Source organism: Rahnella contaminans (assembly GCF_011065485.1).
Classification (GTDB): Bacteria; Pseudomonadota; Gammaproteobacteria; order Enterobacterales; family Enterobacteriaceae; genus Rahnella; species Rahnella contaminans.
In genome coordinates this window covers 1,938,984-1,965,621 of record NZ_JAADJS010000001.1, presented here as the reverse complement: position 1 = coordinate 1,965,621, position 26,638 = coordinate 1,938,984, and the positions used below count along the sequence as shown (strand labels likewise).

Genomic DNA, 26,638 nt, shown 5'->3' with positions numbered 1-26,638 from the left:
GTGTGTCACAAAAAATAATGGATGAGGAATGAAGGTGTGATAGCTGTAGTCGTAAGGTATTTGTTTTAAAAATGTTCCTAACATATTGATTTAGATCGAATTATTGAGTTTCGTGTGATTTTGGCGTCTAATTAAAACCCCTTTTTTGTATGCGGTTTTTATTCGATCTCACGGAACACATCATGACTAAAATGGACTTTTCGCAAACAGCCGCCTTTATCTGGTCGGTGGCTGATTTGCTGCGCGGTGATTTTAAGCAATCCCAGTATGGCCGCGTGATTTTGCCGTTTACCTTACTTCGCCGCCTCGAATGTGTGCTGGAAAAAAGCAAAGACGCGGTGGTGGCGCAGGCCGGAAAAATCAAAAGCATGAACCTGCCGCAAGAGGCGCAGGAAAAGCTGATTTTACGCGCCGCAGACGGTTTGTCGTTTTTTAACACCTCGCCGATGAGCCTCAGTAAACTCGGGCAAAACGGCATCCGCGATAATCTTGAAAACTACGTTCAGAGCTTCTCCCAGGACGCCCGCGAAATCTTCGAGTATTTCAAATTCAGCGAGTTTGTCAGCCTGCTGGACGAAGCCAATCTGCTGTTCAAAGTCGTACAGAAGTTTGCCACCACCGATTTAAGCCCCGCTGCCGTGTCCAATCATGACATGGGATTTGTGTTTGAAGAGCTGATCCGCCGCTTCGCCGAAGGCTCGAACGACACCGCCGGTGAGCACTTTACGCCGCGCGACATCGTGCGCCTGACCACTGCGCTGGTGTTTATGAAGGACGACGAAGGGCTGACGCGCGACGGGATTATCCGCACGATTTATGATCCGACGGCGGGAACCGGCGGCTTTTTGTCGGCGGGCATGGAATACGTTAACGAGCTGAATCCGAACGCCGTGATGCGCGCCTTCGGCCAGGAACTGAACCCCGAATCCTACGCCATCTGCAAAGCCGACATGCTGATCAAAGGGCAGGACGTCAGCCTGATTAAACTCGGCAATACGCTCTCTAACGATCAGCTGCCGGCAGAAAAATTCGATTACATGCTCTCCAACCCGCCGTTCGGCGTGGACTGGAAGAAAATCGAAAGCGACATCACCGCCGAGCATTCTGTGAAAGGCTTTGATGGCCGTTTCGGCGCCGGGCTGCCACGCGTCTCCGACGGCTCGCTGTTATTCCTCCTGCACCTCATCAGCAAAATGCGCGATAACGGCAGCGCGGCGGGCAGCCGCATCGGGATTATCCTCAACGGTTCGCCGCTGTTTACCGGCGGCGCAGGGAGCGGCGAAAGCGAAATCCGCCGCCATATTCTTGAAGCCGATCTGCTCGAGGGCATCATCGCGCTGCCGACCGACATGTTCTACAACACCGGCATTTCCACCTATGTGTGGATCCTGTCGAACCACAAAGACGCGGCGCGCAAAGGCAAAGTTCAGCTGATCGACGGCTCGAACTTGTGTGGCAAAATGCGCAAATCCCTCGGTTCCAAACGCAACCTGATGGGCGCGGACGATATCGCGCTGATCACCCGCACATTCGGCGATTTCAGCGCCACCGGCCCGACGCCGTTACACGAGCTGGGGCTGGAGAAAGCGCCGGAGCAAAAGTCTGGCCGGGGGCGTCAGTCCGCCAGCAGCAAAAAAGACGCACCGAAAACCTTCGCCAGCAAAATCTTCGCGAGTACGGATTTCGGTTACCGCCGCCTGACCATTGAACGCCCGCTGCGCCTGACGTCGCAGATTACCGACGACGCCATTGCCGCGCTGCGTTTCGCGCCAAAGCCGCTGAACGCGCCGATGGAACGGTTGTATCAGGATTTCGCCGCGCCGTGGAATGCGCAGACTTACGGCGATTTCAGCGATGTGGAAACCGAAGCCCGCGCCATTATCAAAGCCGATTTCCCCGAGCTGAAAGAGAAACAGATTAAAGATCTTCTCGATCCCAACCTGTGGCTGGCGCAACGGACGCTGATGGAGAAAGCCCGTCAGATCCAAAGCGCGTTTGGTGTTACCGAAGGCGGTAAACACAACGCCAGCAATAATTTCAATCAGTTTGAGAGCTCACTGAAAACGGCAATCAGTATCGCTTGCGTAAAGCTGGATACCAGAGAGAAAAAGCAATTCATTGATGCCGTGACTACCAAAAATCCTTCAGCCGAACCGGTGGTGAAGAAAGTCCTGAAAGAGAGTGAACAGCCGTTGTATGGCGCGTTTCGCTACAAAGGCAAAGTCGTCGAATTCGAGCCCGACGGCGAGTTACGCGACAACGAAAACGTCCCGCTGAATCCTTCTGTAAAAACCAGCGTGCTGATTGAAACCTACTTCAACCGCGAAGTGAAACCGCACGTCCCCGACGCCTGGATCAACGCCGACAAACGCGATGCCAAAGATAACGAGATTGGCGTCGTCGGTTATGAAATCCCTTTCAACCGCCATTTCTATGTCTATCAGCCTCCGCGAGATCTGAAAGAGATCGACGCCGATCTGGACGCCGTCAGCGCCGAAATCATGAAGTTGTTGCAGGAGGTGCATTCATGAGCGGGCGGTATAAGGCATATGGGGAATATAGAGTTGTGAAACTTAATGGGATAGAAAAATTCCCCTCTCTTTGGGAGATAAAACAAGTACGCTATTTGCTTAAAGACGGATATGAAGGAATTAAAATAGGCCCATTCGGGAGTGCCCTCAAATTAGATGACATGGTTGAAGAAGGTGTAAGGGTTTACGGACAAGAAAATATCATTAATAAGGATTTCTCTTTAGGTAGCCGGAATATTAGTTTTAATAAATATAAGGATATGGTTTCTTATGGGGTTTCGGTCGGAGATATATTGATAACTCTGATGGGCACTAGTGGTAAATGTGAGATTTTTCCTTATGAAGCAAAAAAAGGAATAATTGACTCTCATTTGCTGCGTATTCGTGTTAATAAGAAAATTATAATTCCAAGATTTTTTAAATTATTAATTGATGAGTCACCTGAGATAAAGCATCAAATGCTCATTCAAGGCAAGGGCTCAATCATGCACGGATTAAACTCAGGGGTTATTAAGGGGTTGAATTTGCCTCTTCCAACATTTCTTGAGCAAAAATTAATTTTAAATTTCCTCGATCACGAAACCTCCAAAATCGATACCCTGATCGAAAAGCAGCAACAACTGATTGAACTGTTGAAAGAAAAACGTCAGGCGGTGATCAGCCATGCGGTGACCAAAGGGCTGGACCCTGATGTGCCGATGAAAGATTCGGGGGTTGAGTGGTTGGGGGAAGTTCCCCAAACATGGGAAATGTGGAAACTGGCACATGCTTTTGAAGTCATTGGTTCTGGGACAACCCCATCATCAGATAATGACAGTTGGTTTGAAGGGGATATTCCTTGGGTGACCACAGGGGAATTAAGAGAAACAGTCATAACGCATACTGTTAAAAAAGTATCCAAATTAACCTTAGAGCGTTTTTCTGCGTTAAAAATACATCCTGTTGGCTCGGTTGTTATTGCAATGTATGGTGCGACAATTGGTAGGTTAGGTATCTTGGGAGTTAAATCTACGACAAATCAAGCATGCTGCGTATTGACATTTTCTAGAGTAATAGATAATAAGTACCTATATTATTGGTTGGGTGGTTACAAAGATAATATTATTAGGCTTTCATCCGGAGGTGGTCAGCCTAATATTAATCAAGAGAAAGTTGCATCATTAAAAATATCATCACCTATTTTAAAAGAACAAACTCAAATCGCCGCCTTCCTCGATCACGAAACCGCCAAAATCGACAAATTGATCGACCTGCAACTGCTACAAATAGAACTCCTCAAAGAACGTCGCACCGCCCTGATTTCCGCCGCTGTCACCGGCAAAATCGACGTGCGTGACTGGCAGGTTCCTGTCACGCAAACCGAATCCGACGAGGTGATGGCATGATGTCGGATCCTACCAGAGAGCGGATTTTTCAGGATGAAATGGTTGCGCAGATGGTTGCCAGCGGCTGGAAAACCGGCAAAGGTGAGGGCTACGATCGCGTGCGGGCGCTGTACACGCAGGATGTGCTGGCTTTTGTGCAAACCACGCAGCCGAAAGAGTGGGAGAAGCTGGCGCGGGTGTATCCGCAGGAGGCTGAACGGTATTTCCTCGATGCACTGGTCGCGCGGTTGCAAAAAGCCGGTGAGAATGACACCGACAAACATTCGCGCACATTTGGTACGCTCGGCGTGTTGCGGCATCCCCTCAATATCCGTAACGCCAGTTTTAAACTGTGCCAGTTCAAACCGGAGCACGGGCTGAACCCCGACACGCTGGAGCGGTATCAGCAAAATATCTGCCGCGTGGTGCCGGAGCTGATTTACAGCCCGTATGCCAGCGCGGAACATTTTGCGGCCACCGGCAGTAAAGCTAAAAACTGGCGTATCGATCTGGTGTTGTTCGTCAACGGCCTGCCGGTTGCGACGCTGGAGCTGAAATCCGAATTCAAACAGTCGGTGCAAAGTGCGATTTCACAGTACAAAACGACGCGCCTGCCAAAAAATCCGCAAACCAAAAAGCCCGAACCGCTGCTGACGTTTAAACGCGGCGCGCTGGTGCATTTTGCCGTCAGTCAGTTTGACGTGTTTATGACCACCCGGCTGGCGGGCGGTGAGACGTTATTTCTACCGTTCAACAAAGGCACAGCGGAAGGTGCAAAAGGCAATCCAGCGCCAGCGGACACCAATACCTACGCGACCGCGTATCTGTGGAACGAAGTGCTGCTGCCGGATAATTTGCTGACGCTCCTGGAATGCTACGTCCATCTGCAAATCGAAGAAAAAGAAGACTGGCAGGGGCTGAAATTCAAAAAAGAGACGCTGATTTTCCCGCGCTATCATCAGTGGGATGTGGTGAGCAAACTGGTGCGCGCCGCGACGCAAGAGGGCTGCGGGCATAAATACCTGATTCAGCACAGCGCCGGTTCCGGGAAATCCAATTCAATTGCCTGGGTGACGCACCAGCTTTCCCGGCTGTATGCCGCGAACGGTGAAAAACAGTTTCACTCGGTGATTGTTGTCACCGACCGCACGGTGCTCGACGATCAGCTTCAGGACACCATCGATCAGTTTGAACATGCCGACGGCGTGGTCGGGCGGATCAGCAACAAAATCGGTGACGGTTCGAAAGCCGACAAACTGGCGGCGGCGCTGGAAAGCTCGCAGCCGATCATTATCGTGACGATCCAGACTTTCCCGTTTGTGCTCAAAGCCATTGAAAACAGCCTGAGCCTGAAACAGCGTCAGTACGCAGTGATTGCCGATGAGGCGCATTCGTCGCAAAGCGGGTCGACCGCGCGGCAGCTGAAAGAAGTGCTGATGCTCGAAGCCACGGACGACGACGCGGAGTTGTCATCCGAAGATATTATGGACGCCACCATGGCCGCGCGTCGCGGCAGTCACAATCTCAATTACTACGCGTTTACCGCCACGCCGAAAGCCAAAACCCTCGAGCTGTTTGGCCGGTTACCCGACCCGAATGCACCGGCGTCAAAAACCAATAAACCGGCGGCTTTCCACGTTTATTCCATGCGTCAGGCGATTGAAGAAGGTTTTATCCTCGATGTGTTGAAGAATTACGTCACCTATTCCGTGGCATACAAACTGGCGCAAAAGCAGGCCAACGCCGATAAAGAGGTCGACAGCAAACGGGCGAAAACCCGCCTCAGCCAGTGGGTGCGCCTGCACGATTACAACATCTCTCAGAAGGTGAAAGTGATCGCTGAACACTACAAAAATCACGTCATGCACCTGCTCGGCGGGCAGGCGAAAGCCATGGTCGTGACCCGTTCGCGCAAGGAAGCGGTGCGCTACAAACTGGCCTTCGATAAATACATCAGTGAAAACCATTGCGGCAAAATCAGTGCGATGGTGGCGTTCTCCGGTGAAGTGGAATTTCGCGAAAGCGATCCGGACAGCGCGGCGTACCTCAACCAAAAATTCACCGAAATGAACATGAATCCCGGCCTGAAAGGGCGCGATATGCGCAAGGCGTTCGACAGCGATGATTATCAGGTGATGCTGGTGGCGAACAAATTCCAGACCGGTTTTGATCAGCCGAGGCTGTGCGCGATGTACGTTGATAAACCGCTCGGCGGCGTCGAATGTGTGCAGACCTTGTCACGGCTGAACCGCACATATCCCGGTAAAGCAGAATCAGGCACGTTTATTCTCGATTTCTACAACCAGCCCGATGATATTTTGCAGGCATTCCAGCCCTATTATCAGACCGCCGAACTGCTCGATATCAGCGACCCGGCACTGGTGTTCGAACTGTTCGAAAAGCTGCGCACCAGCGGAATTTTTAACTGGAGCGAGGTGGAACAGTTTTGCACGGCGTTCTACACGCAGAATAAATCCAGCGCGGCGCTGAGCAACATCTGCAAACCCGCCGTGAACCGCTGGGATCAGCGCTATCTCTCGGCGACGGACGCCTATCTGCTGGCTAAAAAGATGTTTGAGCGCACCCAAAAAACGCAGGATCCGGTGCTGATCGTCAATGCGGAAAATGCGTTTAAAGAGTGCAAACAGGAAAAAGACCGGCTGGAGATTTTCAGAAAGGATCTGGGCAGCTTTGTGCGTTTCTATGAATTCATTTCGCAGATTGTTGATTACGACAATAAAGATCTCGAAAAACTCAGCCTGTTCGCCCGCCATCTGCGCCCGCTGCTCAGGGATTTGAAAGTGCAGGAAGACGACGTCGATTTGAATAACGTCGTCATGAGCCATTACCGGCTGTCGAAGATCCGCGAGCAACATATCAGACTGAAAGCGGGAAACGAGGGTGAGGGTTTACCGCCGGGCAACGATGTCGGAACGGCAAAACCGAAAGACAGGAAAGAGGAGTTTATGTCGCAGGTTTTGGGAAGGCTAAATGAGCTGTTTATCACTGACAACCTGACTGACAAAGATCTGATCAGCAGCTTGCACGCGACGTGTGGCAAAATTTCTGAAAATAAAAACGTCATGAAGCAGATTGCCAATAACACGCCGGAGCAGGCGATGCTGGGCGATTTCATCAAAGCAGTTGATGAAGCGGTGATGGACAGTAATGCCGCGCAGCAGAACATAATGATGCAATATCTCTCCAACCCTGCCGTCTCGAAAGGCTATGCAAAGATCATTTTCGATATGCTCAAAGCCGGATAACCGGCACCCTTTCATCCGCCTGACGCTGATTATTTGCAGCTCATTTCGTGAAACTCCTCTCAAATCTGATCACAAAACCTGCAGGGGATCTTGCGGGTTTTTTCGTCTGGTGATAGTAATGCACTACTTCACTAAATAATGTGAAGAAGGAAAGTACATTACGAATCAGTTTACAAAGGACACCCCATGTCAGAACTTAAATTTGCCACACGTCTGAACTCGTTTGCCTCGGGGGCTTATCTTTACTGGCCGGAACTGAAAGGCAAACCTTCAGTGCTGCAAATGATCGAACGTGCAGCTACGGTTAAAGGATTGACACATCTTGACCTGAATTATCCTCAGCACATGACTGATGACGTTAAAACCATGCGTCAGAAAATTGAAGAAGTCGGGCTGGCGGTCAACGGGATGCAAATGCGCTGGGATGCTCCGGAATTTAAAATCGGCGCATTCACTAACCCGGATCCCAAAATTCGTCGTCAGGCGATTGAATTAACCAAACGCGGCATCGACGCGGGGCGGGAATTCGGTGCCAGCATCATGACCCTGTGGATGGGGCAGGACGGTTTCGATTACTGCTTCCAGGCTGACTACAAAAAAATGTGGGAAGACGCGGTCAGCGCAGTGCGCGAAGTGGCGGAATATGCGCCGGACATCGACGTCAGCATTGAATACAAACCCAACGAACCGCGCGCTTACAGCATCTTCCCGAACGCGACCACCTGTCTGCTGGCGGTGGAAGAAGCCGGTTGCAAGAATTTAGGGATCACGCTGGATTTCGCGCACGTGCTGTTTGCCAATGAAGTCCCGGCGTTTGCCGCGGCGATGGTGGCGCGCCGTTCACGCCTGCTCGGGCTGGATCTCAACGATGGCTGGGGCAAACGCGACGACGGCCTGATGGTTGGCTCAGTGAACCCGCGCGCCACGCTGGAATTCCTGCTGCAAATGAAACGTGACGGCTATAAAGGTGCGTATTACTTCGATACGTTCCCGGACGCCAGTGGCCTGGATCCGGTTCGCGAAGCGGAAACCAATATCGCGACCGTGATCCGTTTACTGAAACTGTGTGAAAAGCTCGAAAACAACCCGGCGCTGAATGAAGCCATCAGCAGGCAGGATGCCGTCGCCTCTCAGCAAATCGTGAACAACGTGATGCTGGCGCAATAATAAAAGCGACCGCCACAGCGCGAGTCGCTGTGATAACCATAAAAATAACAATCCGAAGGCCAGATGATGAAAAAACTCTTACTGTCTGTACTCACCTCTACACTGTTTTGCTCCAGCCTTTATGCGGCGGATTTACCGCCCCTGCAATCCGACACCGAACCGGATCGCACTGACTGGACACAACTGACCGCCAAATATGGCCCGTTACCGGCTATCGATAAATCGCTGAAAATCGGCGGAGTATCGAAAACGCTGACCAACGAATACTGGCGTTCCCTCGGCCAGGGCTATAAAAACTTTGCTGATAAACACGGCTTCACCGTGGAATATCAGGCCGCCGCCAATGAAGACGACCAGCTTGGCCAGTTATCTATCGCCGAAACGCTGATTTCACAAGGCTTCAACGGCTTGCTGGTGTCGCCGCAAACCGACGCAAACCTGCAACCGGCGTATGAATCTGCCAAAAGCAAAAACATTGCCGTGGTGAACGTCAATGACGCCGTGATGCCAAATGCAGCGTATTACGTCGGTAACGTGCAGAAAGATAACGGCGTTCGCGTGGCGGGCTGGTTTATCAAAAAACACCCTGAAGGCGGCAAGGTCGCGGTCATCGAAGGCCAGCCGGGCGTGTATGCGGCAACGCAGCGCACCAAAGGCTTTAAAGAAACGATTCAGGCCAGCGGGAAATTCACCGTGGTCGCCAGCGTTCCGGCCAACTGGAGCCGCGAAAATGCGTACAACGCCGCAGCGACAATTTTACAGCAACATCCTGATCTGATTGGCTTCTATGCCAATAACGACGGCATGGCACTGGGCGTGGTGGAAGCCGTTGCAGCTGCCGGAAAATCGAAACAGGTTGCCGTCTTTGGCACCGACGGGATTTCCGATGCGTATGCGTCAATCAAACGCGGCGAGCTGACCGGTACGGTTGACAGCTTCCCGGTGCTGACGGGGGAAGTGGCGATGGAAGTGGTTGTCCGCCTGATTAATGGTCAGAAAATTTCCCGCGTGGTGTCCACTCCGCAGGCGCTGATCACCAAAGACAACGCCGACGCGTTCTCCACCAAAGATAACGCGAAGATTCGCCAGTTGCTGGCGCAGCAACAATAAGTCTGGCGTCAGAGAACAGGGCGAGGAGAGTTTATGGAACAGTATTGTTTGACGATGCGCGGCATCAGCAAAAGCTACAGCGGCGTGGCGGCGGTTCAGGGGGTTGATTTCTCCGTCAGGCCGGGCGAAGTCCACGCGCTGATCGGTGAAAACGGCGCCGGAAAATCGACGTTGCTCAATATCCTGTCAGGCGTCCGGGCCGCCGATTCCGGCGAGATCCTGGTGGAAGGGCAGGTGATTCAGATGAAAAACCCGCTGTCTGCACGCCATGCCGGTATCGCAATGATTCATCAGGAGTTGCAACACGTTCCTGAACTCTCCGTCGCCCAGAATATGTTTCTCGGGCGGCCCCTGACCAAAATGAAAGGGCTGTTTGTTGACCGAAAGGCGCAGTACAAACGGGCGGTGGCGATCCTGCGCCGTCTGGATCCGAGCATTAACCCGGATGAGCCGATCAAAAACCTGAAAGTCTCGCAGCAGCAGATCGTCGAGATCGCACGTGCGCTGCTCGATGAAGCCAAAATTATTGCGATGGATGAACCGACGTCGAGCCTGACGCCGACGGAATTTGAGCGCCTGGCTGAACTGATTTCTGATCTGAAATCGATGAATGTCTCGCTGATTTACGTCTCGCACAAAATGAATGAAATCTTCAAAGTCTGCGACCGCGCCACGATTTTGCGCGATGGTAAACAGGTCGGCGTGGTGAATATCTGCGACGAAACCGAAGAAACGATCGTGACCAAAATGGTCGGTCGCAAAATCGAAAAAGTGCAGCATCATTCGTATGCCACCGAACGCATCGTGCTGAGCGTGGAAGATTTGAGCCGCGATAAAGCCGTGCGTAACGCCACGTTCAGCGTTAAAGCCGGCGAAGTGCTGGGCATCGCCGGGCTGGTGGGCTCCGGTCGCACCGAGTTGCTGAAACTGATTGCCGGCATCGATGCCAAAACCGGCGGCAACATTGAAGTGGAAGGCGTCGCGGTGAAAAAACATAACGTCAGTTCCGCCATTCGCGCGGGGATTGGCCTGGTGCCGGAAGACCGCAAAAAAGAAGGCATCATTAAAGAACGCGCCGTCAAAATGAATATGGCCCTGCCGTCGATGGCGCGCTTTACCCGTTTTGGTCTGCTCAAAAAAAGTCAGCTGAACCAGACCGCGCTGGATGTGATGACGGATTTGCGGTTACGTCCGCTCAATATCGAAAAAACCATTGGCACGCTGAGCGGCGGGAATCAGCAAAAAGTGATTATTGGCCGCTGGGTGGCCGCCGATAATAAGGTGTTTCTTTTTGATGAACCGACCCGTGGAATTGATATCGGTGCCAAGTCTGAAATTTATAATCTGATTGAAAAACTCGCGCAGCAGGGAAAAGCCATAGTGGTGGTTTCTTCCGAAATGCCGGAAATCATTCGTATCTCAGACAGGGTTCTGGTCATGCGGGAAGGGCAAATAACGAAAGAACTTAACGGCGACGATATCACCGAAGAAAATATCGCGCGTTATGCCATTAATGATGTGAAAAAAGCCGTCTGAATTTAACGATACTTTCCGACACCTACCGATTTTTAAGGCCATTATTATGACGACTCAAGGTAATGTTCAGCCAAAGGCTTTCCCTCTGGCATTATTTAAATTCAATGTTCGCGATGCCGGTACGCTGATTGGTTTACTGATTATTGTGATCACGTTCTCTTTTCTGTCGCCGGTATTTTTTACGCTGCCGAACCTGCTGAATATTTTGCAACAGTCTTCGATTAACGGAATTATTGCGCTGGGGATGACCCTGGTGATTATTTCCGGTGGCATCGACTTGTCCGTCGGGCCAACGGCGGCGCTTTCTGCGGTACTCGGCGCGACGCTGATGGTGGCGGGCGTGCCGGTTCCGCTGGCGATTATGGCGACGCTGGGCGTCGGCGCGCTGTGCGGCGTTTTCAGCGGAATGTTAGTCGCCTATGCCGGTTTACAGCCCTTTATCGTCACCCTCGGCGGCCTGTCGCTGTTCCGTGCGCTGGCGCTGATTTTCACCAACGGTAACCCGATTTTCGGCATCCCGATGGAGTTCCGGACCGTCATCAACAGCACGGTGTTCGGGGTTCCGGCACCGATTGTGATTGTTATCGCCATCGCGGCAATCCTGTGGGTGGTCATGAATAAAACGCCGCTGGGCGAATACATCCTGGCCGTCGGCGGTAACGAAGAAGCCGCGCGCGTTGCCGGTGTGCCGGTCAAAAGAACCAAAGTGACGGTGTTTGTGATCTCCGGCGTGCTGGCGTCTCTGGCCTCACTGATTCTGATTGGTCGCCTGGGCGCTGCCGAGCCGACAATGGGGAATTTATGGGAGCTGGACGCGATTGCCGCGGCGGCCATTGGCGGAGCTTCGCTGATGGGCGGCAAAGGGAGTGTCATCGGTACGCTGATTGGCGCTGTTATTTTGGGTTCATTACGAAATGGCCTGACACTTCTCAATATTCAGGCGTTTTATCAATTGCTTGCCACCGGCCTTATTATTATCATAGCGATGTTGATTGACCGGGCGACACGAGGCAAGTAATGAATCAGGATCCGCGAGCCATAGGCGCTCAAATTCGTATGAAATTGCCACATCTGACGCCACTGGAAAGAAAAGTCGTCGACGCAATCACGTCCAAAACTGATTTTTCTGAGCAAACTTCTTTAAAAGAAATTGCGCTGGAAAATAATGTTTCTGAGGCGATGATTGTTAAATTGACGAAGAAATTGAATTTCTCAGGATTTAGAGATTTCAGAAGCAGTTTGATTTATTACAACTATTCTGAAGTGGCAAATTTACATGCGGAAATTGAGCCGGGAGACTCGTCGGAGCAATTACTTGAAAAGGTATTTCGCACATCTATTCAGGCAATAGAAGAAACATTATCTATTGTCGATGTGTCGGAATTTAACCGCGCCGCTGACATTCTTTTTAAAGCCAGGCACATCGATTTATATGCCGTCGGGGGTTCTGCCGCCGTCGCCAGAGATTTGTCGCATAAGCTCCTGAAAATCGGGATCAAAACGACGGTCTACGATGATGCCCATATTATGCTGATGTCAGCAGCAGTCTTGTCGGACGATGATGCGGTGGTCGCTATCAGCCATTCCGGCGCCACCCGTGCGGTGAATGACCCGATTAAACTGGCGGCGCGCAACGGCGCCAAAGTTATCGCCATCACCAATTACGCCGAGTCGCCTATTGCGCGCAATGCGCATGTGGTTCTCAATTCAACCTCTCAGGGATCGCACTTGCTCGGGGAAAACGCTGCTGCCCGCATCGCCCAGTTAAATATTCTGGATGCCTTATTTGTGGCGATTGCGCAGAAGGATTTGAAGACAGCGGAGAAAAACCTGATGAAAACCCAGCAGGCGGTTCAGGACCTTCGGGAATACTAGAATGGGTAAAATTTTAGTCACGGGCAGCCTTCATTACGACATCGTGATCCATGCGCATCACCGCCCTGAAAAAGGTGAAACGGTGATGGGCAGCGGCTGTTCGTACAAATTTGGCGGCAAAGGTGGCAATCAGGCGGTATCCGCTGCGAAAGCGGGCGCGCAGGTCAGCTTTGCCGGTGCTGTTGGCGCAGATACACAGGGCGACTTCCTGCGTTCCGTGCTCGATGAAAACGGCGTGAATACGGATTTTGTGGCCGTCAGTGCAGACGTGCCGTCGGGTATGAGCGTGGCGCTGATGGACGCGGAAGGGGATTACGGCGCGGTCGTTGTCTCCAACGCCAACAACCGGGTGGACGCCACGCAATTTGGCCACGACGCCGTCTGGCAACAGGTTGAGATGTTGCTGCTGCAAAACGAAGTGCCGGAAGCGGTCAATCTGGCGGCAGCCGAAGCGGCAAAACAGCGCGGCATCCGCGTCTGCCTGAACGCCGCCCCGGCGCGTGCGATGTGCAGCGCGATGCAATCCGCCGTCGGCTTGCTGGTGGTCAACGGAGTAGAAGCCCGCGACCTGAGCGGAATTGCTGTGAATACTTTATCCGACGCCCGCGCCGCCGCCGAATGGCTCGGCGGCCATTATCCGGCTGTGGTCGTCACGGCAGGTGAACACGGCGTCGCGTGGTGCGAAACCGGTGAACGCAGCCAGTCTATGCCCGCCGAAAAAGTCGAACTGATCAGCACGCACGGCGCAGGCGACTGCTTTATGGGCATGCTGTGTACGTCACTCTTGCAGGGCAAAACGCTGGCCGATTCCGTGGCAAAAGCCAACCGCGCCGCCGCCGAGCACGTTTCACGTAAAGAGTAGTGTTGGGGTAAAAAATAAGGCAGGGAGATCTCTGCCTTATTCATTTATTCCGCAGAATCCGTTCCCGCCTCAGGTATTTTCTTCTTATCCACATGCCCCAAATCCCGGTCGGGGAAGCAGATATCGCGCACGCGCTGTTTAAGCAAAGCGGCGTCCGGAAAACCGCCGTCTCTTTTGCGTTCCCAGATAAGCTCGTCATCGACCTTAATCTCGTAAATTCCACCCGTTCCCGGCACCAGCGTGACGGACGCCAGATCGGTACTGAACGAATTCAACAGTTCCTGTGCCATCCACGCGGCACGCAACAGCCAGTTGCACTGGGAACAATAAGTGATGGTCACTGCCGGACGTTTTTCCATGGAATAACCCTTCTGTGCGCGGTTTTATTGCCGCATTTTTTAACATGTGAAAAGCAGATGAAGCCTTTAAAATATCATGATGTGGCGCGATTTACTCCCCGCTGCACGCCTGTGCCAGAAGCTGACGCAGCCACTGATGCGCCGCCGATAAATGCGAGCGCTCGTGCCACGCAGCGACTTTGGTAAAACCGGGGATCGTCAGTGGTGGCGGCAATACCTCAAGCCCTGCGACGTTGCGCACCAGACGCTCCGGCACCACGGCAATCAGGTCAGTGGTTTGCAACACCGGCGGCAGCACCAGAAAACTGTTCACCGACAGCACGACGTTACGTTTTTTTCCCAACGCCTGGAGCGCCTTATCGGTCACGCCTTCGAAATTCTCGCCGCTCAGCGACACCAGCGCGTGATCGTACCGGCAGAACGTATCGAGAGAAATTGCGCCGTTTATCAGCGCCGGATGGCCTTTGCGCAGCGTACAAACATAACGTTCGTCGTACAGATGGCGAATGTGTAAATCAGGTGGCGTGGTATCCGGCGTCAGCAGCGCAAGGTCGATTTCGCCACGTTCCAGTCGCCCCTGAACCGTGGCCTCTTCGGCGCGCTGTACCGACAGATGAATGCCCGGCGCAAGCTGTTGCAGCAGGGAAAAGAACGGCACGATAATCACACTCATTGCGTAATCCGTGGCCGCCAGCGTGAATGTCATTTCGCATTTTGAAGGAATAAAGGCTTCCGGCTCCAGCAGCGCTTCAATCTGCGCCATGACCCGTTTTACCGGTTTTGCCAGCGCCAGTGCGCGCTCCGTCGGCACAATGCCGTAACGTGAACGGACAAAAAGCGGATCATCAAAACTGTCACGCAGACGTGTCAGCATACTGCTGACGGCAGGCTGCGTCAGGGAAAGTCGCTCGGCGGCGCGGGTGACATTCCGCTCGTCGAGCAGTGCGTCGAAAGTCTTTAACAGGTTGAGGTCGAGACTTTTAAGGTTGCGCATCGGCAGGGCACTCTTTGAGTTATAACGAAATATTATGTGCACTATAATATTTCTTCACTTCCGCATATAGCTGTCCGACGGCACTCTGATCGCCGGATGCCAAACTCACCGGGAAAAAAATTATGTCCGCACTCTTTACGCCGTTTACGCTGAAAGACGTCACGTTAAAAAACCGTATCGCTGTTCCGCCGATGTGCCAGTATTCTGCCACTGACGGCGTGCCGAACGACTGGCATCAGGTGCATTACGCAACGCTTGCGCGCGGTGGCGCAAGCCTGGTTATCGTCGAGGCGACCGCCGTTTCGCCTGAAGGCCGCATCACCCCGGGATGTCTGGGGATCTGGAACGACGCGCAGGCCGCTGAACTGGCAAAAATCGCCAAATCCATCAAAGCCGCGGGGGCTGTTCCGGGGATCCAGATTGGTCACGCAGGCCGCAAAGCCAGCGCCAATCTGCCGTGGGAAGGCGATGATCATATTCCAGAAGGCGATCCGCGCGGCTGGGCGACTATCGCACCTTCTGCGGTTGCGTTCGGCAAACATCTTCCAAAAGTGCCGAAAGAGATGACAAAAGCGGATATCCGGCGTGTTATGGCGGATTTCGTCGCGGCAGCCCAACGCGCACGCGATGCCGGTTTTGAATGGCTGGAACTGCATTTTGCCCACGGCTATCTGGCGCAGAGTTTCTTCTCCGTGCATTCCAACACCCGTACTGATGAATACGGCGGTGATTTCGCCGGTCGCAGCCGTTTCCTGATTGAAACCTTCGACGCCGTCAACGCGGTCTGGCCGAAAAACCTGCCGGTCACTGCGCGTTTTGGCGTGATTGAATACGATGGCCGCGACGAAGAAACGTTGTCCGAGTCCATCGAACTGACGCGTATTCTGCGTGAGAAAGGGCTGGATCTGCTCAACGTCAGCGTCGGATTCTCCACCTGGGAAGCGCAAATCCCGTGGGGCGCAGGCTTCCTGGCTCCGGTTTCGCGCCGCGTGCGCAAAGAAGCCGGTTTGCCGGTCGCCAGTTCCTGGGGCGTGGCGTCTGCGGACGTCGCCGAACGCTGCATCAGCGAAGAAGACATGGATCTGGTGATGATTGGCCGTGCAATGCTCGCCAACCCGCATTATCCGTATGCGCTGGCGAAAGAGCTGGGTGTGGAAAATCCTTCCTGGGTTCTTCCTGCGCCTTATGCGCACTGGCTTGAGCGTTACAGCATCAGCTAAAACTTCAGTGATAACATCCGCGTAAAATAGCGGTGATCACAGCAGGCAGAAGCGATCCTTCTGCCTGTTTTTTTGTGTGTCATCCTGATATAAAAATAATCGATGTTTATCATCACAAGTGATGATTTCAGTAATATCTCGCCATTACGTATCTTGTGCTCAACGCCAGCCTGCGGGCCGGACGCTTAATACTAAGGAGCTCAACATGAACGCAATACTCTGGCCGGAAGGTTTTATCCCCGGCGAAACCGACAACTTCGCGTCTAACGAAATGATCATCACCGGCCTGACCGTGGAAGAACTGTGGGCGCAACTCGACAACACCGCCGCATGGCCGGTGTATTACAGCAACGCATCGGATATCTTTTTCCACGACGGCACCGGTCCGGGCCTGAGCGACGGCGCACGTTTCCGCTTCAGCACGTTCGGTTTTCCGGTCGAAGCGCAGGTCAATGAATACGTACCACCGGTAAAAGGCCAGCCCGCACGCATGGCGTGGCACGGCTGGGCAGAAGGCGACACCGAAACCCGGCTTGACGTCCATCACGCCTGGCTTTTCGAAGAACTCTCCGGCGGTCGCGTCCGCATCCTGACGCAGGAAACGCAAAACGGTAAACCCGCCCGTGAACTCGCGAACACGCGCCCGAACCCGATGATCAACGGCCATCAGGAATGGCTGGATGGGATGATCGGCGCGGCTCGCAAAATGCGTGGCTGATTTTCAAAGAATTACATTTTGTTTCGGGGCAGGCCGCAGGGTCTGCCTCTTTTCTTTTCAATTCTTTCAATCCTTTCCAAATCAACGCAAAATCTGTCTTCTTGAGCGGCGACAATAAGGGATGCGGGCGTGAATTCAGGTTTGATGGTGTTACACGGAAATCACTCAGAGGCGCTGAGGGATATTCTGGTGTCGTGGATGGCGGCGCATCCGCTGTCTCCGCTGGAAAACGAAGTGATTCTGGTGCAAAGCAACGGGATTAATCAGTGGCTGAAACTGGCGCTGGCGCACGATGTGTCCGAAGGCGGCTGCGGGATCGCGGCGGCGCTGGATATTAAACTGCCTGCGCGCTTTTTCTGGCAGGTTTACCGCGCGGTGCTGGGCAAAGATCAGGTGCCGGATTCGTCGCCGTTTGACCGCCCGCTGCTGACCTGGCGGCTGATCCGTCTGTTGCCGGAATTACTGCCTGAACCGGTTTTTGCTCCGCTGGCGCGTTTCTTAAAAGACGACGGTGATATGCGTAAGCTGCATCAGCTGGCACAGCGTCTGGCGGATTTGTTCGATCAGTATCAGGTTTATCGCGCCGACTGGCTGGAAGACTGGGGCAACGGGCTGGACGTGCTGCGCACCAGCCGCAAAGGCAGTGAGCCGTTGCCGGAAAACCTGCTGTGGCAGCCGCAATTGTGGCGCGCTTTGCTGGCCGATGTGCCTGAAAGCGAACGGGGGACCAGCCGCGCCGCGCTGCATCAGCGTTTTCTGCAACATGCCCAAACCATTCCTGAAGACGAGCGTCCGGCCGGTCTGCCTGCGCGTCTGATTGTCTTCGGGATCTCTTCGCTGCCGCAACAATCATTAGAAGTTCTGGCCGTGCTGGGCCGCTGGACGCACATCTTTATGTGTGTGCATAACCCGTGCGAACACGACTGGAGCGATATTATTGCCGATAAAGATCTGCTGCGCGCGGAACGTGCGCGTCAGCGACGTAAACCGGGCATGCCGCAGGTGATTGCCGAAGGCGATTTACATCAGCATGCACATCCGCTGCTGGCGGCGTGGGGCAAGCAGGGGCGCGATTACATCGGCCTGCTCAATGAATATGACAACCATGAATCCTACGCGTCCACGCTCGCGCCGGTGATCCCGCGCATTGACCTGTTCACCTCCAACGGCGAAGACACTTTATTGCATCAGTTGCAGGAAGATATTCTGCAACTGCGGCCGCTGGCGGAAACGCAGGAAAAATGGCCGGAGATTGATACGCTGAAAGATGAATCCCTGCGTTTTTCGATTACGCACAGTGCCCAGCGAGAAGTGGAAGTGTTGCACGACCGCCTGCTGGCCGCGCTGGCCGCCGATCCGACCCTGAAAGCGCGCGATATCATCGTGATGGTGCCGGACATTAATGGCTATGCGCCGCACATTCAGGCGGTATTTGGCCTGATGGAACGCAGCGATCCGCGCTATATCCCGTTCACCGTGGCCGATCAGGGGCCGCGTCAGAATAACCCGCTGCTCGGTGCGCTCGAAAGCCTGCTGACGTTGCCGCAGTCGCGTTTTGCCGTCAGCGATTTACTGGATTTACTCGATGTGCCGTCGGTGCGTCAGCGATTTGGCATCGGCGAAGAACAGTTGCCGCTGCTCCACCGCTGGATAAGCGCCGCCAACGTACGCTGGGGGCTGCATGCGGAACAGCGTCAGAGTCTGGAACTGCCGCTATCGCCGGAGCAAAACAGCTGGTTCTTCGGTCTGCAACGAATGCTGCTCGGTTACGCCGTCGGCAGCGGTGACGCCTGGCAGGGCATTGAACCGCTGGACGAAATCGGCGGGCTGGAAGCGGCGCTGATTGGTCCGCTCTCGCATCTTTTAAATTGCCTGGATGAAACCTGGCGTCAGCTGTCTGAACCTGCGCCGCCGCAGGTGTGGGGCGAACGTTTGCAGGCGTTGCTGAGCGGTTATTTTGCCGAAGATGACGGCGACGACGGCTTTATTTTAGTGCGTCTGCATACCGAGCTGGAAACCTGGCTTCAGGCCTGTGAAAGCGTCAATCTTCAGGCCGAATTGCCGCTGTCTGTCGTGCGCGAACACTGGCTGGCGCAGTTCGACCAGTCCGGCCTGACGCAGCCATTCTTTGGCGGTGCCGTTACGTTTGCCACACTGATGCCGATGCGCGCTATTCCGTTCCGCCATGTCTACCTGCTGGGGATGAACGACGGTGATTACCCGCGCAACCGCGTGCCGATGGATTTTGACCTGATGGGGCGTGATTACCGGCCGGGAGACCGTTCGCGCCGTGAGGATGACCGTTATCTGTTCCTCGAAGCATTGCTGTCGGCGCGCGAACGCCTGCATATCAGCTGGGTCGGGCGCAGTATTCACGATAATACCGAACGTCCGCCGTCGGTGCTGGTGGCGCAACTGCGCGACCATCTGGCCGCGGGCTGGAAAGCACAGAACGACGGTGATCTGATTCATGCGCTCACCGCCGAACATCGCCTGCAACCCTTTAACCGCGATTACTTCAGCAAGGGCAGTGAGCTTTTCAGCTACGCCCACGAATGGCGCGCCGGGATGGACGCGGATATCAGCGCTGATGCGCCGCAGCCATTGCCGCCGGTCGGGCAGGAAGGGGCGCTTACGCTGCGTCAGCTGGCGGATTTTCTGTCCGATCCGGTGCGCAGTTTCTTCCGCCAGCGGCTGAATATTTACTTCGAACTGGAAGATGCGGGAAGTGAAGATCAGGAGCCGTTTGATATCAATGCGCTGGAAAACTGGCGTTTGCAGGATGAACTGATCCGCGCGCAGAAATGGGCGCTGGAGGCCGGAGAGTCGCGTCAGGATATTTTGCGTCAGCAGCTTGAACGCATCGAACGGCGCGGTGAACTGGCACCGGGCGAATTCGCCGCCGTGCTGAGTGAAGATCTCGCCGAGCCGATGGAGACGCTGTTCGCCAGTTATCAGAGCGTGCTTGATGAATGGCCGCAGACGCTGGCGAATGAAGCGCTGAGCGCTGAAACCGCAGGCGTGATTGTCTCGGACTGGCTCGGTGATTTACGTGCGAACGCCAGCGGGGATCGCGCCCGCGTGGTGCTGGAAAGCATCGGCATCATCAAAGACCGCAATTACCGCCTTGACCGTTTGCTTCCTTATTGGGTCGCGCATCTGGCCGGACACCTCGGCGGACAGCCGATGCACAGCATTATTATCAGTAAAAACGGGACGGCAGAATTACCGCCGCTGGAGATTGCCGACGCGCAGGCGCTCTGGGAGCAACTGATCGAAACCTGGCAACAGGGACAATTAAGGCCGTTGCCGCTGGCGGTCAAAACGGCCTTTGTCTGGCTGAAAAAAGACGGCACCGCGCAAAGCCTGCCGGACAGCGATGCCGGGCTTGCGGCCCGCGACGCCTATGAAAATCACGATCCCGCCAATATGAAATTTGGTGAACGCGACAGCAATCCGTATCTGGCACGCGCGTGGCCGGATTTCGCCACGCTGTGGTCCGGCGGCGAATTCGCCGAACTCGCGGATAAACTGCTGGCACCGCTGAAAAATCATCTTTCCCGCAGCAGCAAAAAAGGAGCGAAAGAATGAAGGAACGCATTTTTCCCTCTGCGCTGAATGTACTGAATTTCCCGCTGACAGGCAGCCGCCTGATTGAGGCCAGCGCAGGGACGGGTAAGACCTTCACCATCGCCGCACTGTATGTGCGGCTGGTGCTTGGTCACGGTGGCGGGAACGCGTTCGGCCGCCCGCTGACACCGCCAGAAATTTTGGTGGTGACGTTTACTGATGCCGCGACCAAAGAGCTGCGCGACAGGATCCGCGAACGCTTGTCCAGAGCGGCGGCGTGCTTTCTGAAGGAGCCTGACCAACCGTCGGCAGGCGACGAATTTTTGCTGAACCTGCGTGCGGAATATCCGCCGGAAGAGTGGGCGGGATGCGCGCGTAAGCTGCAACTGGCGGCGGAATGGATGGATGAATCAGCGGTCTCCACCATTCACGGCTGGTGTAACCGCATGCTCGGTGAACATGCTTTTGACAGCGACAGCCTGTTTACCCAGACGCTGGAAACTGACCAGACCGAACTGCTGATGAACGTGGTGCGCGATTACTGGCGCAGCTTCTATTTTTCCCTATCGGAACCTGACATCAGGACGCTGCGCGCGTGGTGGCGTTCGCCGGAAGACCTGCACAAGAATGTCTCTCCGCTGCTGGAATACGCTGAGATGCTGGGTACCGACGAAACCCCTGCTGTCATTTTTGAGACAGTGAAGCAGCAAAAAGCCGCAGAGCTGAGCGAGCTGAAAGCGGGCTGGGTGCAATGGATAAAGGAGTTGAAAGTCCTCTTAGATGATGCGTCTGCTAAAAAATTGTTAAATGGGACCAAACTCCGGCCTGCCTATTATGATCCATGGTTCGACAAGCTCCATAGTTGGGCTACTTCAGATGAAATTAAACCTGAGTTAAATAGAGGCTGGGAGCGGTTAACTAATGCGGGTCTTAAAGATGCGTGGAAGGGCGAACCGCCTGCGCATCCGGCGCTGACGGCAATGGAAACGCTGAAAGCGCGTCTGGAAACGTTGCCCGATGCCCGCAGCGGCCTGCTGCAACATGCCTGCCGCTGGATTGAAAACCGTTTTGACGTCGAACAGAAAAAACGGGCGCAGATGGGCTTCAACGATTTGCTGACCCGCCTTGACGCCGCGCTGCGCAGCGATAACGGCGAACGGCTGGCGGAGATTATCCGCACGCAATTCCCGGTGGCGATGATCGACGAATTTCAGGATACCGATCCGCTGCAATACCGGATTTTCGACACCGTTTACCGCGTGGCCGAAAACGCGCCGGAGCAGGGGCTGATCCTGATCGGCGACCCGAAACAGGCGATTTATGCCTTCCGCGGTGCCGACATTTATACTTATCTGCGCGCCCGTCGTGACACCGGTGGACGTCACTACACGCTGGCGACTAACTTCCGTTCTACCCGTGCGATGGTGGCATCAGTTAACAGCGTATTTTCGCTGGCCGAAGACCGTACTGCCGGAGAAGGTGCATTCCTGTTCCGCCGTGGCGATGAAAATCAGGTGCCGTTCCTGCCGGTGGACGCTCAGGGACGCAAAGAAACCTGGGAGATTGACGGAAAAGAAGCCGCGGCCATGACCTTGTGGTATCCGGAAAATCAGACCGACGCGCTGCCGAAAACGCAATACGCCCAGCTGATGGCCGAAGGCTGCGCGACGGAAATTGTCCGTTTGCTGCGCCTCGGGCAGCAGGGCGCGGCCGGTTTCAGCCAGCCGGAAAAACCGTTTAAACCGGTCGAGCCGGGAGACATTGCCGTGCTGGTGAATACCGGTCGGGAAGCGGCGGCGATCCGCACGGCACTGTCCAAACGCGGCGTGCGCAGTGTGTACCTTTCTGACAAAGAATCCATTTTTCAAAGTGCGCAGGCGGGCGAATTGCAGTTCTGGCTGGCGGCCTGCGCCGCACCGGAAAACGATCGTCTTCTGCGCGCCGCGCTGGGCACGCCTTCGCTGCATTTAAGCTGGGAAGCGCTGGATCGCCTGAATCAGGATGAAAACGAGTGGGAACGCTACGTTCAGCAGTTCCAGCAACTGCGTCTGTGCTGGCGCAAACAGGGCATTTTGCCAATGCTGCGGCGTCTGATGTGGGAGTTTGACGTACCGCGTCATCTGCTCGCGCACGGCGACGAAAGGGCGCTGACCGATTTGCTGCACCTTTCCGAATTGCTGCAACAGGCCAGCGTGCAGCTTGATGGCGAACATGCACTGCTCCGCTGGCTGGCGGAGCAGTGTCAGGATGAAAATCAGGGCGGCGATGCGCGCAAGCTGCGTCTGGAAAGTGACGCAGCGCTGGTAAAAGTGGTTACCGTACATAAATCCAAAGGGCTGGAATATCCGCTGGTGTTCCTGCCGTTTGCCTGCGCATTCCGCGCGGTGAAAAAACAGGATTCGCCGCTGAAATGGCATACGCCGGAAGGTGAACTTGAAATTGCGCTGAGCGCCACGGAAGAGCTGCGCGAGCTGGCAGACCGCGAACGTCTGGGCGAGGATCTGCGTAAATTCTACGTGGCGCTGACCCGCTCGCGCTACGCGCTGTGGCTCGGCATGGCGCCGCTGAAAGAGTTTGAGAAAAGCGCGCCGGGTTACCTTTTTCACGGCGGCGAACCGGTTGAGGCTGAAGAGTTGCCCGCCAGTTTGCAGGCGCTGGAAACGGAAAATATTCAGGCGTGGCCGCTGCCGGTGCCGGTCGGCGTGGTGTACCGCAGCGAGCAGGCGTTGCCGGAGCTCGGGCCGCGTCCGCCGTTGCGCACGCACAAAGGCCCGCGCTGGTGGGTATCGAGTTTTTCCGGCCTGCAAATCGCGCCGGCCGGTACTTATATTGTGCCGGAAGGGCTGAACCGTGAACCGCCGGTTGAAATCGAAAGTGCCGCGCAGGACAGCTATTTAGAAGATAAAAAGTCAGAGAACAAAGAGCCTGCCGACGGGCTTTTGCAGCCGATGACCGGTGAGAATTTATATGCTTTCCCGCGCGGGCCTGCGCCGGGTAATTTCCTGCACGGTTTGCTGGAATGGGCGGGCGATGAAGGTTTTGCCGCACTGGCGGAAAACCCGGAGCGAATCGCCGATCAGGTGGCGCGGCGCTGTAATACGCGTGGCTGGGAGCAATGGATTGTTCCGCTGACCGGCTGGCTGACCGCGTTGCTGACACAGCCGCTGGCGTTGCCGGGCGGAGAGAGTTTCACGCTGGCCGCACTGCCGCCGTATCAGGTGGAAATGGAGTTCTGGTTCTCGCTATCGCAGGTGTCCACGCGGCGTCTTGATACTGTCGTTCAGCACTTCACTCTTGAGGGCGCAGAGCGCGCACCGCTGCTGGCGGAAGAGCTTAACGGCATGCTGAAAGGTTTTATCGATCTGGTATTTGAGCACAACGGGCGTTATTACGTGCTGGATTACAAATCCAACTGGCTTGGCGATGATGCCACCGGTTATGACCAGACGGCCATGACGCAGTCGATGCGGGATCACCGTTACGATTTGCAGTTCACGCTCTATTTGTTTGCGCTGCATCGCTTGCTGAAATCCCGTTTGCCGGATTACGACTACGATCGCCATATCGGCGGTGCGGTGTATTTATTCCTGCGCGGCAGCCACGCGCCGGGCAACGGGGTCAGCGTCCAGCGGCCGGATAAAGCATTAATGGAAGAACTCGACGTTCTTTTCAGCCGCACTGAGGAACGCGCATGAAAATCAACAGCCGTGAAGATATTTTAAAACTGCTGGCCAGCTGGGTTGAGTGCGGCTGGCTGCGTGAACTGGATCGCGCGCTGGTGACGTTTCTGGCAAAGGAAGTGCCGGATGCACACCCGCTTTTATTACTGGCGACGGCGCTGACCAGCTACCAGCTGGGGCGCGGCCATGTGTGTCTGGATTTACAGGCCACGCTGGCGGACAGCGCGTTTTCGCTCTCGCTTCCGCCCGATGGCGATCACTCCGGTGGCGCGATTTCCCGTCCGTCGGCGGTGCTTGACGATCTGAGCCTGGAAGAGTGGATGGCGGCGCTGGTGAACCCGCAACTGGTGGGCAGCGGCGATGGCAATTCGCCGCTGGTGCTCGCCGGACATCGCCTGTATCTGCGGCGTTACTGGCAGTACGAGCAGAATGTGCGCGAGGCCGTTGAACACCGCCTGAGCCGCACGCAGCTTAATGCGCTGCCTACTGAATCGCTGCGCATGTCACTCGATGCCCTGTTCCCGCAGGCCGGAAATGCAGGGCAGGTGAACTGGCAGAAACTGGCATGCGGGCTGGCGGCGGGGAGTGCGTTCAGCATTATTACCGGCGGCCCCGGCACCGGGAAAACCACCACGGTTGTGCGTCTGCTGGCGTTATTGCAGGCGCTGGCGCTGGAAGAAAACGGCCAGCCGCTGCGTATCCGGCTGGCTGCGCCGACCGGTAAAGCGGCGGCACGTCTGAACGAATCGGTGGCCGGCGCGGTTTCCCGGTTAGATCTGCACGCGCTGAACAACGGCGATGCGGTGCGCGACAGCATTAATACCGACGTGGTGACGCTTCACCGTCTGCTCGGCAGCAGACCGGATACCCGGCATTTCCGGCATCATGCGGGCAATCCGCTGATGCTCGACGTGCTGGTGGTGGACGAAGCGTCGATGGTTGATCTGGAAATGATGGCAGCACTGCTGGCCGCACTGCCGCAGAATGCGCGCCTGATCCTGCTCGGCGATAAAGATCAGCTGGCCTCGGTGGAAGCCGGTGCGCTGCTCAGCGAGTTATGTCAGCGTGCCAGCAGCGGGCACTATCTGCCACAAACTCGTGACTGGCTGCAAAGCGTGACGGGGGAAAAAATCCCGGATGCGCTGGTCGATCCGGCGGGAACGGCGATGGATCAGGCCGTGGTGATGCTGCGCCACAGCTACCGTTTTGATGCGCAAAGCGGCATCGGACAGCTGGCGGAAGCGGTCAACGACGGCGATGTCAAAGCGCTGAAACAGGTCTGGAAACAGGGCTATGCCGATCTTGCTCAGCTTACGCTTAACGCGGATGACGATACCGAACTGCGTGACTGGGTCATTAACGGCGCGGCGGGGCGGTTTCCGGCTGCACAAAGTCGCAAAGGCGTCGAGCCGCCAGTCGGTTACCGCCATTATCTGAACGTGATGACAGATGAACGTCCGGCCGATGATGCGCCGCCGGAAGCGTTCAGCGCCTGGGCGGCGAAAGTGCTGCTGGCGTACAGTCAGTTTCAGCTGTTGTGCGCTTTGCGTGGCGGACGCTGGGGCGTGGAAGGGCTGAACCTGCGGATCGCGGAAATTCTGTATAAAGACGGGCTGCTGAAAGCATCGGTCGGTTGGTTCCCGGGGCGTCCGGTGCTGGTGACGCGCAATGATTACAGCCAGCGGCTGATGAACGGCGATATCGGTATCACGCTGGAAATTCCTCACCGGCTGGTGGATGGTTCCGTGGTGCCGGTGCTGCGCGTGGCATTTCTGACCGGCGACGGCACTCAGGATATCCGCTGGGTGATGCCGGGGCGGTTGCAGGCAGTCGAAACGGTGTTTGCCATGACAGTGCATAAATCGCAGGGTTCTGAATTTACCCATACGGCGCTGCTACTGCCGGACAATCTCAGCCCGATCCTGACACGCGAGCTGATTTACACCGGTATTACCCGCGCGCGTCATTGGTTCAGTCTGGGATGTGTGGGAGGAATTAACGCGGTGCTGCCGGAAGCCGTTCAGCGCAGGGTGCTGCGCGCCAGCGGGCTGATTAATTAAAACTCGTATTCGTGCATTTTTGCCGGTTTACGCAGCGGGCGGGCTTTCGGGCCCGCGACTTTCGTGGCTTTGTGCGGATCGCCCGCAACAAACTCCAGCGTCGGCGAGTAGTAAAAAGGCAGCCAGCCGCCGTAGCCATTCTCCCACTCCCAGCGAACCGGGCAGGGCCACAGAATGTCTTCGAACATAATGTAATAGGTCCATCGCCCGTGCGGACGACGCGGTTTGCGGTTATTCATAAGCAGACGGTCAGGCTCTTAAACATCACGGGGTATATTTTCGCCTGCACGGCATCAGGTTTCAAGCCCGCTGGCCGATTTGTTGAT

At 55.2% G+C, this 26,638-nt stretch carries 17 protein-coding genes; 14 read left to right on the top strand and 3 right to left on the bottom strand.

What is annotated here, in order from left to right:
- Positions 1 to 182 precede the first annotated feature (182 nt).
- The 9 genes from GW579_RS08700 to GW579_RS08660 all read left to right on the top strand — a co-directional run bounded on the left by GW579_RS08700 (position 183) and on the right by GW579_RS08660 (position 13,711).
- On the top strand, positions 183 to 2,531 hold the full coding sequence (locus GW579_RS08700) for a type I restriction-modification system subunit M (RefSeq protein WP_165058546.1): 2,349 nt from the start codon (positions 183 to 185) through the stop codon (positions 2,529 to 2,531).
- Entirely contained in the window at positions 2,528 to 3,916 is a 1,389-nt protein-coding gene (locus GW579_RS08695; RefSeq protein ID WP_165058544.1) for a restriction endonuclease subunit S, read from the top strand. The genes GW579_RS08700 and GW579_RS08695 overlap by 4 nt, the downstream gene beginning before the upstream one ends.
- Positions 3,913 to 7,161, top strand: a complete 3,249-nt coding sequence (locus tag GW579_RS08690; protein ID WP_165058542.1) for a type I restriction endonuclease subunit R — start codon at positions 3,913 to 3,915, stop codon at positions 7,159 to 7,161. The genes GW579_RS08695 and GW579_RS08690 overlap by 4 nt, the downstream gene beginning before the upstream one ends.
- 186 nt (positions 7,162 to 7,347) lie before the next feature.
- Positions 7,348 to 8,328, top strand: coding sequence for a TIM barrel protein (locus GW579_RS08685; RefSeq protein ID WP_152324613.1), 981 nt, complete (start codon positions 7,348 to 7,350; stop codon positions 8,326 to 8,328).
- 66 nt (positions 8,329 to 8,394) lie between these two features.
- Positions 8,395 to 9,438, top strand: a complete 1,044-nt coding sequence (locus GW579_RS08680) for a sugar ABC transporter substrate-binding protein (protein ID WP_165058770.1) — start codon at positions 8,395 to 8,397, stop codon at positions 9,436 to 9,438.
- A 33-nt stretch (positions 9,439 to 9,471) separates the two neighbouring features.
- Entirely contained in the window at positions 9,472 to 10,974 is a 1,503-nt protein-coding gene (locus tag GW579_RS08675) for a sugar ABC transporter ATP-binding protein (protein WP_165058540.1), read from the top strand.
- A 46-nt stretch (positions 10,975 to 11,020) separates the two neighbouring features.
- A complete protein-coding gene (locus GW579_RS08670) occupies positions 11,021 to 11,992 on the top strand; it encodes an ABC transporter permease (RefSeq protein WP_101076406.1) in 972 nt (323 codons plus the stop codon).
- Entirely contained in the window at positions 11,992 to 12,849 is an 858-nt protein-coding gene (locus GW579_RS08665) for a MurR/RpiR family transcriptional regulator (protein ID WP_152324611.1), read from the top strand. The genes GW579_RS08670 and GW579_RS08665 overlap by 1 nt, the downstream gene beginning before the upstream one ends.
- A gap of 1 nt (position 12,850) precedes the next feature.
- Positions 12,851 to 13,711 (top strand): ribokinase, encoded by an 861-nt coding sequence (locus GW579_RS08660; protein ID WP_152324610.1) that lies wholly within the window; start codon positions 12,851 to 12,853, stop codon positions 13,709 to 13,711.
- A 44-nt stretch (positions 13,712 to 13,755) separates the two neighbouring features.
- On the opposite strand, the gene GW579_RS08655 is transcribed toward GW579_RS08660, so the two are convergent.
- Entirely contained in the window at positions 13,756 to 14,070 is a 315-nt protein-coding gene (locus tag GW579_RS08655) for an Rdx family protein (protein WP_152324609.1), read from the bottom strand.
- A 91-nt stretch (positions 14,071 to 14,161) separates the two neighbouring features.
- Positions 14,162 to 15,064: a LysR family transcriptional regulator gene (locus GW579_RS08650; RefSeq protein WP_193333086.1), complete on the bottom strand. Its 903-nt coding sequence runs from the start codon at positions 15,062 to 15,064 to the stop codon at positions 14,162 to 14,164.
- Positions 15,065 to 15,186: 122 nt separating this feature from the next.
- Here GW579_RS08650 and GW579_RS08645 point away from each other — a divergent pair, with 122 nt between their 5' ends.
- The 5 genes from GW579_RS08645 to recD all read left to right on the top strand — a co-directional run bounded on the left by GW579_RS08645 (position 15,187) and on the right by recD (position 26,312).
- On the top strand, positions 15,187 to 16,284 hold the full coding sequence (locus GW579_RS08645) for an NADH:flavin oxidoreductase/NADH oxidase (RefSeq protein WP_165058538.1): 1,098 nt from the start codon (positions 15,187 to 15,189) through the stop codon (positions 16,282 to 16,284).
- Between the two features lie 205 nt (positions 16,285 to 16,489).
- On the top strand, positions 16,490 to 17,002 hold the full coding sequence (locus GW579_RS08640) for an SRPBCC family protein (protein WP_165058536.1): 513 nt from the start codon (positions 16,490 to 16,492) through the stop codon (positions 17,000 to 17,002).
- Positions 17,003 to 17,146: 144 nt separating this feature from the next.
- Positions 17,147 to 20,593, top strand: coding sequence for an exodeoxyribonuclease V subunit gamma (recC, locus tag GW579_RS08635; protein WP_165058768.1), 3,447 nt, complete (start codon positions 17,147 to 17,149; stop codon positions 20,591 to 20,593).
- On the top strand, positions 20,590 to 24,267 hold the full coding sequence (gene recB / locus GW579_RS08630; protein ID WP_165058534.1) for an exodeoxyribonuclease V subunit beta: 3,678 nt from the start codon (positions 20,590 to 20,592) through the stop codon (positions 24,265 to 24,267). The genes recC and recB overlap by 4 nt, the downstream gene beginning before the upstream one ends.
- The gene (gene recD / locus GW579_RS08625; protein ID WP_165058532.1) at positions 24,264 to 26,312 is read left to right on the top strand and encodes an exodeoxyribonuclease V subunit alpha; all 2,049 of its coding nucleotides are present in this window, start codon (positions 24,264 to 24,266) and stop codon (positions 26,310 to 26,312) included. The genes recB and recD overlap by 4 nt, the downstream gene beginning before the upstream one ends.
- Here recD and GW579_RS08620 read toward each other — a convergent pair.
- A complete protein-coding gene (locus GW579_RS08620) occupies positions 26,309 to 26,551 on the bottom strand; it encodes a hypothetical protein (protein ID WP_193333085.1) in 243 nt (80 codons plus the stop codon). The two genes, recD and GW579_RS08620, sit on opposite strands and share 4 nt — an antisense overlap.
- Positions 26,552 to 26,638 lie beyond the last annotated feature (87 nt).

Bases quoted from the DNA above. Each gene is read 5' to 3' on its own strand.
- recC (WP_165058768.1), top strand. From the start codon at position 17,147: ATGGTGTTACACGGAAATCACTCAGAGGCGCTGAGGGATATTCTGGTG.
- GW579_RS08655 (WP_152324609.1), bottom strand. From the start codon at position 14,070: ATGGAAAAACGTCCGGCAGTGACCATCACTTATTGTTCCCAGTGCAAC.
- recD (WP_165058532.1), top strand. From the start codon at position 24,264: ATGAAAATCAACAGCCGTGAAGATATTTTAAAACTGCTGGCCAGCTGG.
- GW579_RS08695 (WP_165058544.1), top strand. From the start codon at position 2,528: ATGAGCGGGCGGTATAAGGCATATGGGGAATATAGAGTTGTGAAACTT.
- GW579_RS08690 (WP_165058542.1), top strand. From the start codon at position 3,913: ATGATGTCGGATCCTACCAGAGAGCGGATTTTTCAGGATGAAATGGTT.
- GW579_RS08650 (WP_193333086.1), bottom strand. From the start codon at position 15,064: ATGCGCAACCTTAAAAGTCTCGACCTCAACCTGTTAAAGACTTTCGAC.
- GW579_RS08645 (WP_165058538.1), top strand. From the start codon at position 15,187: ATGTCCGCACTCTTTACGCCGTTTACGCTGAAAGACGTCACGTTAAAA.
- GW579_RS08670 (WP_101076406.1), top strand. From the start codon at position 11,021: ATGACGACTCAAGGTAATGTTCAGCCAAAGGCTTTCCCTCTGGCATTA.
- GW579_RS08685 (WP_152324613.1), top strand. From the start codon at position 7,348: ATGTCAGAACTTAAATTTGCCACACGTCTGAACTCGTTTGCCTCGGGG.
- GW579_RS08680 (WP_165058770.1), top strand. From the start codon at position 8,395: ATGAAAAAACTCTTACTGTCTGTACTCACCTCTACACTGTTTTGCTCC.
- GW579_RS08620 (WP_193333085.1), bottom strand. From the start codon at position 26,551: ATGAATAACCGCAAACCGCGTCGTCCGCACGGGCGATGGACCTATTAC.
- GW579_RS08665 (WP_152324611.1), top strand. From the start codon at position 11,992: ATGAATCAGGATCCGCGAGCCATAGGCGCTCAAATTCGTATGAAATTG.
- GW579_RS08700 (WP_165058546.1), top strand. From the start codon at position 183: ATGACTAAAATGGACTTTTCGCAAACAGCCGCCTTTATCTGGTCGGTG.
- GW579_RS08660 (WP_152324610.1), top strand. From the start codon at position 12,851: ATGGGTAAAATTTTAGTCACGGGCAGCCTTCATTACGACATCGTGATC.
- GW579_RS08675 (WP_165058540.1), top strand. From the start codon at position 9,472: ATGGAACAGTATTGTTTGACGATGCGCGGCATCAGCAAAAGCTACAGC.
- recB (WP_165058534.1), top strand. From the start codon at position 20,590: ATGAAGGAACGCATTTTTCCCTCTGCGCTGAATGTACTGAATTTCCCG.
- GW579_RS08640 (WP_165058536.1), top strand. From the start codon at position 16,490: ATGAACGCAATACTCTGGCCGGAAGGTTTTATCCCCGGCGAAACCGAC.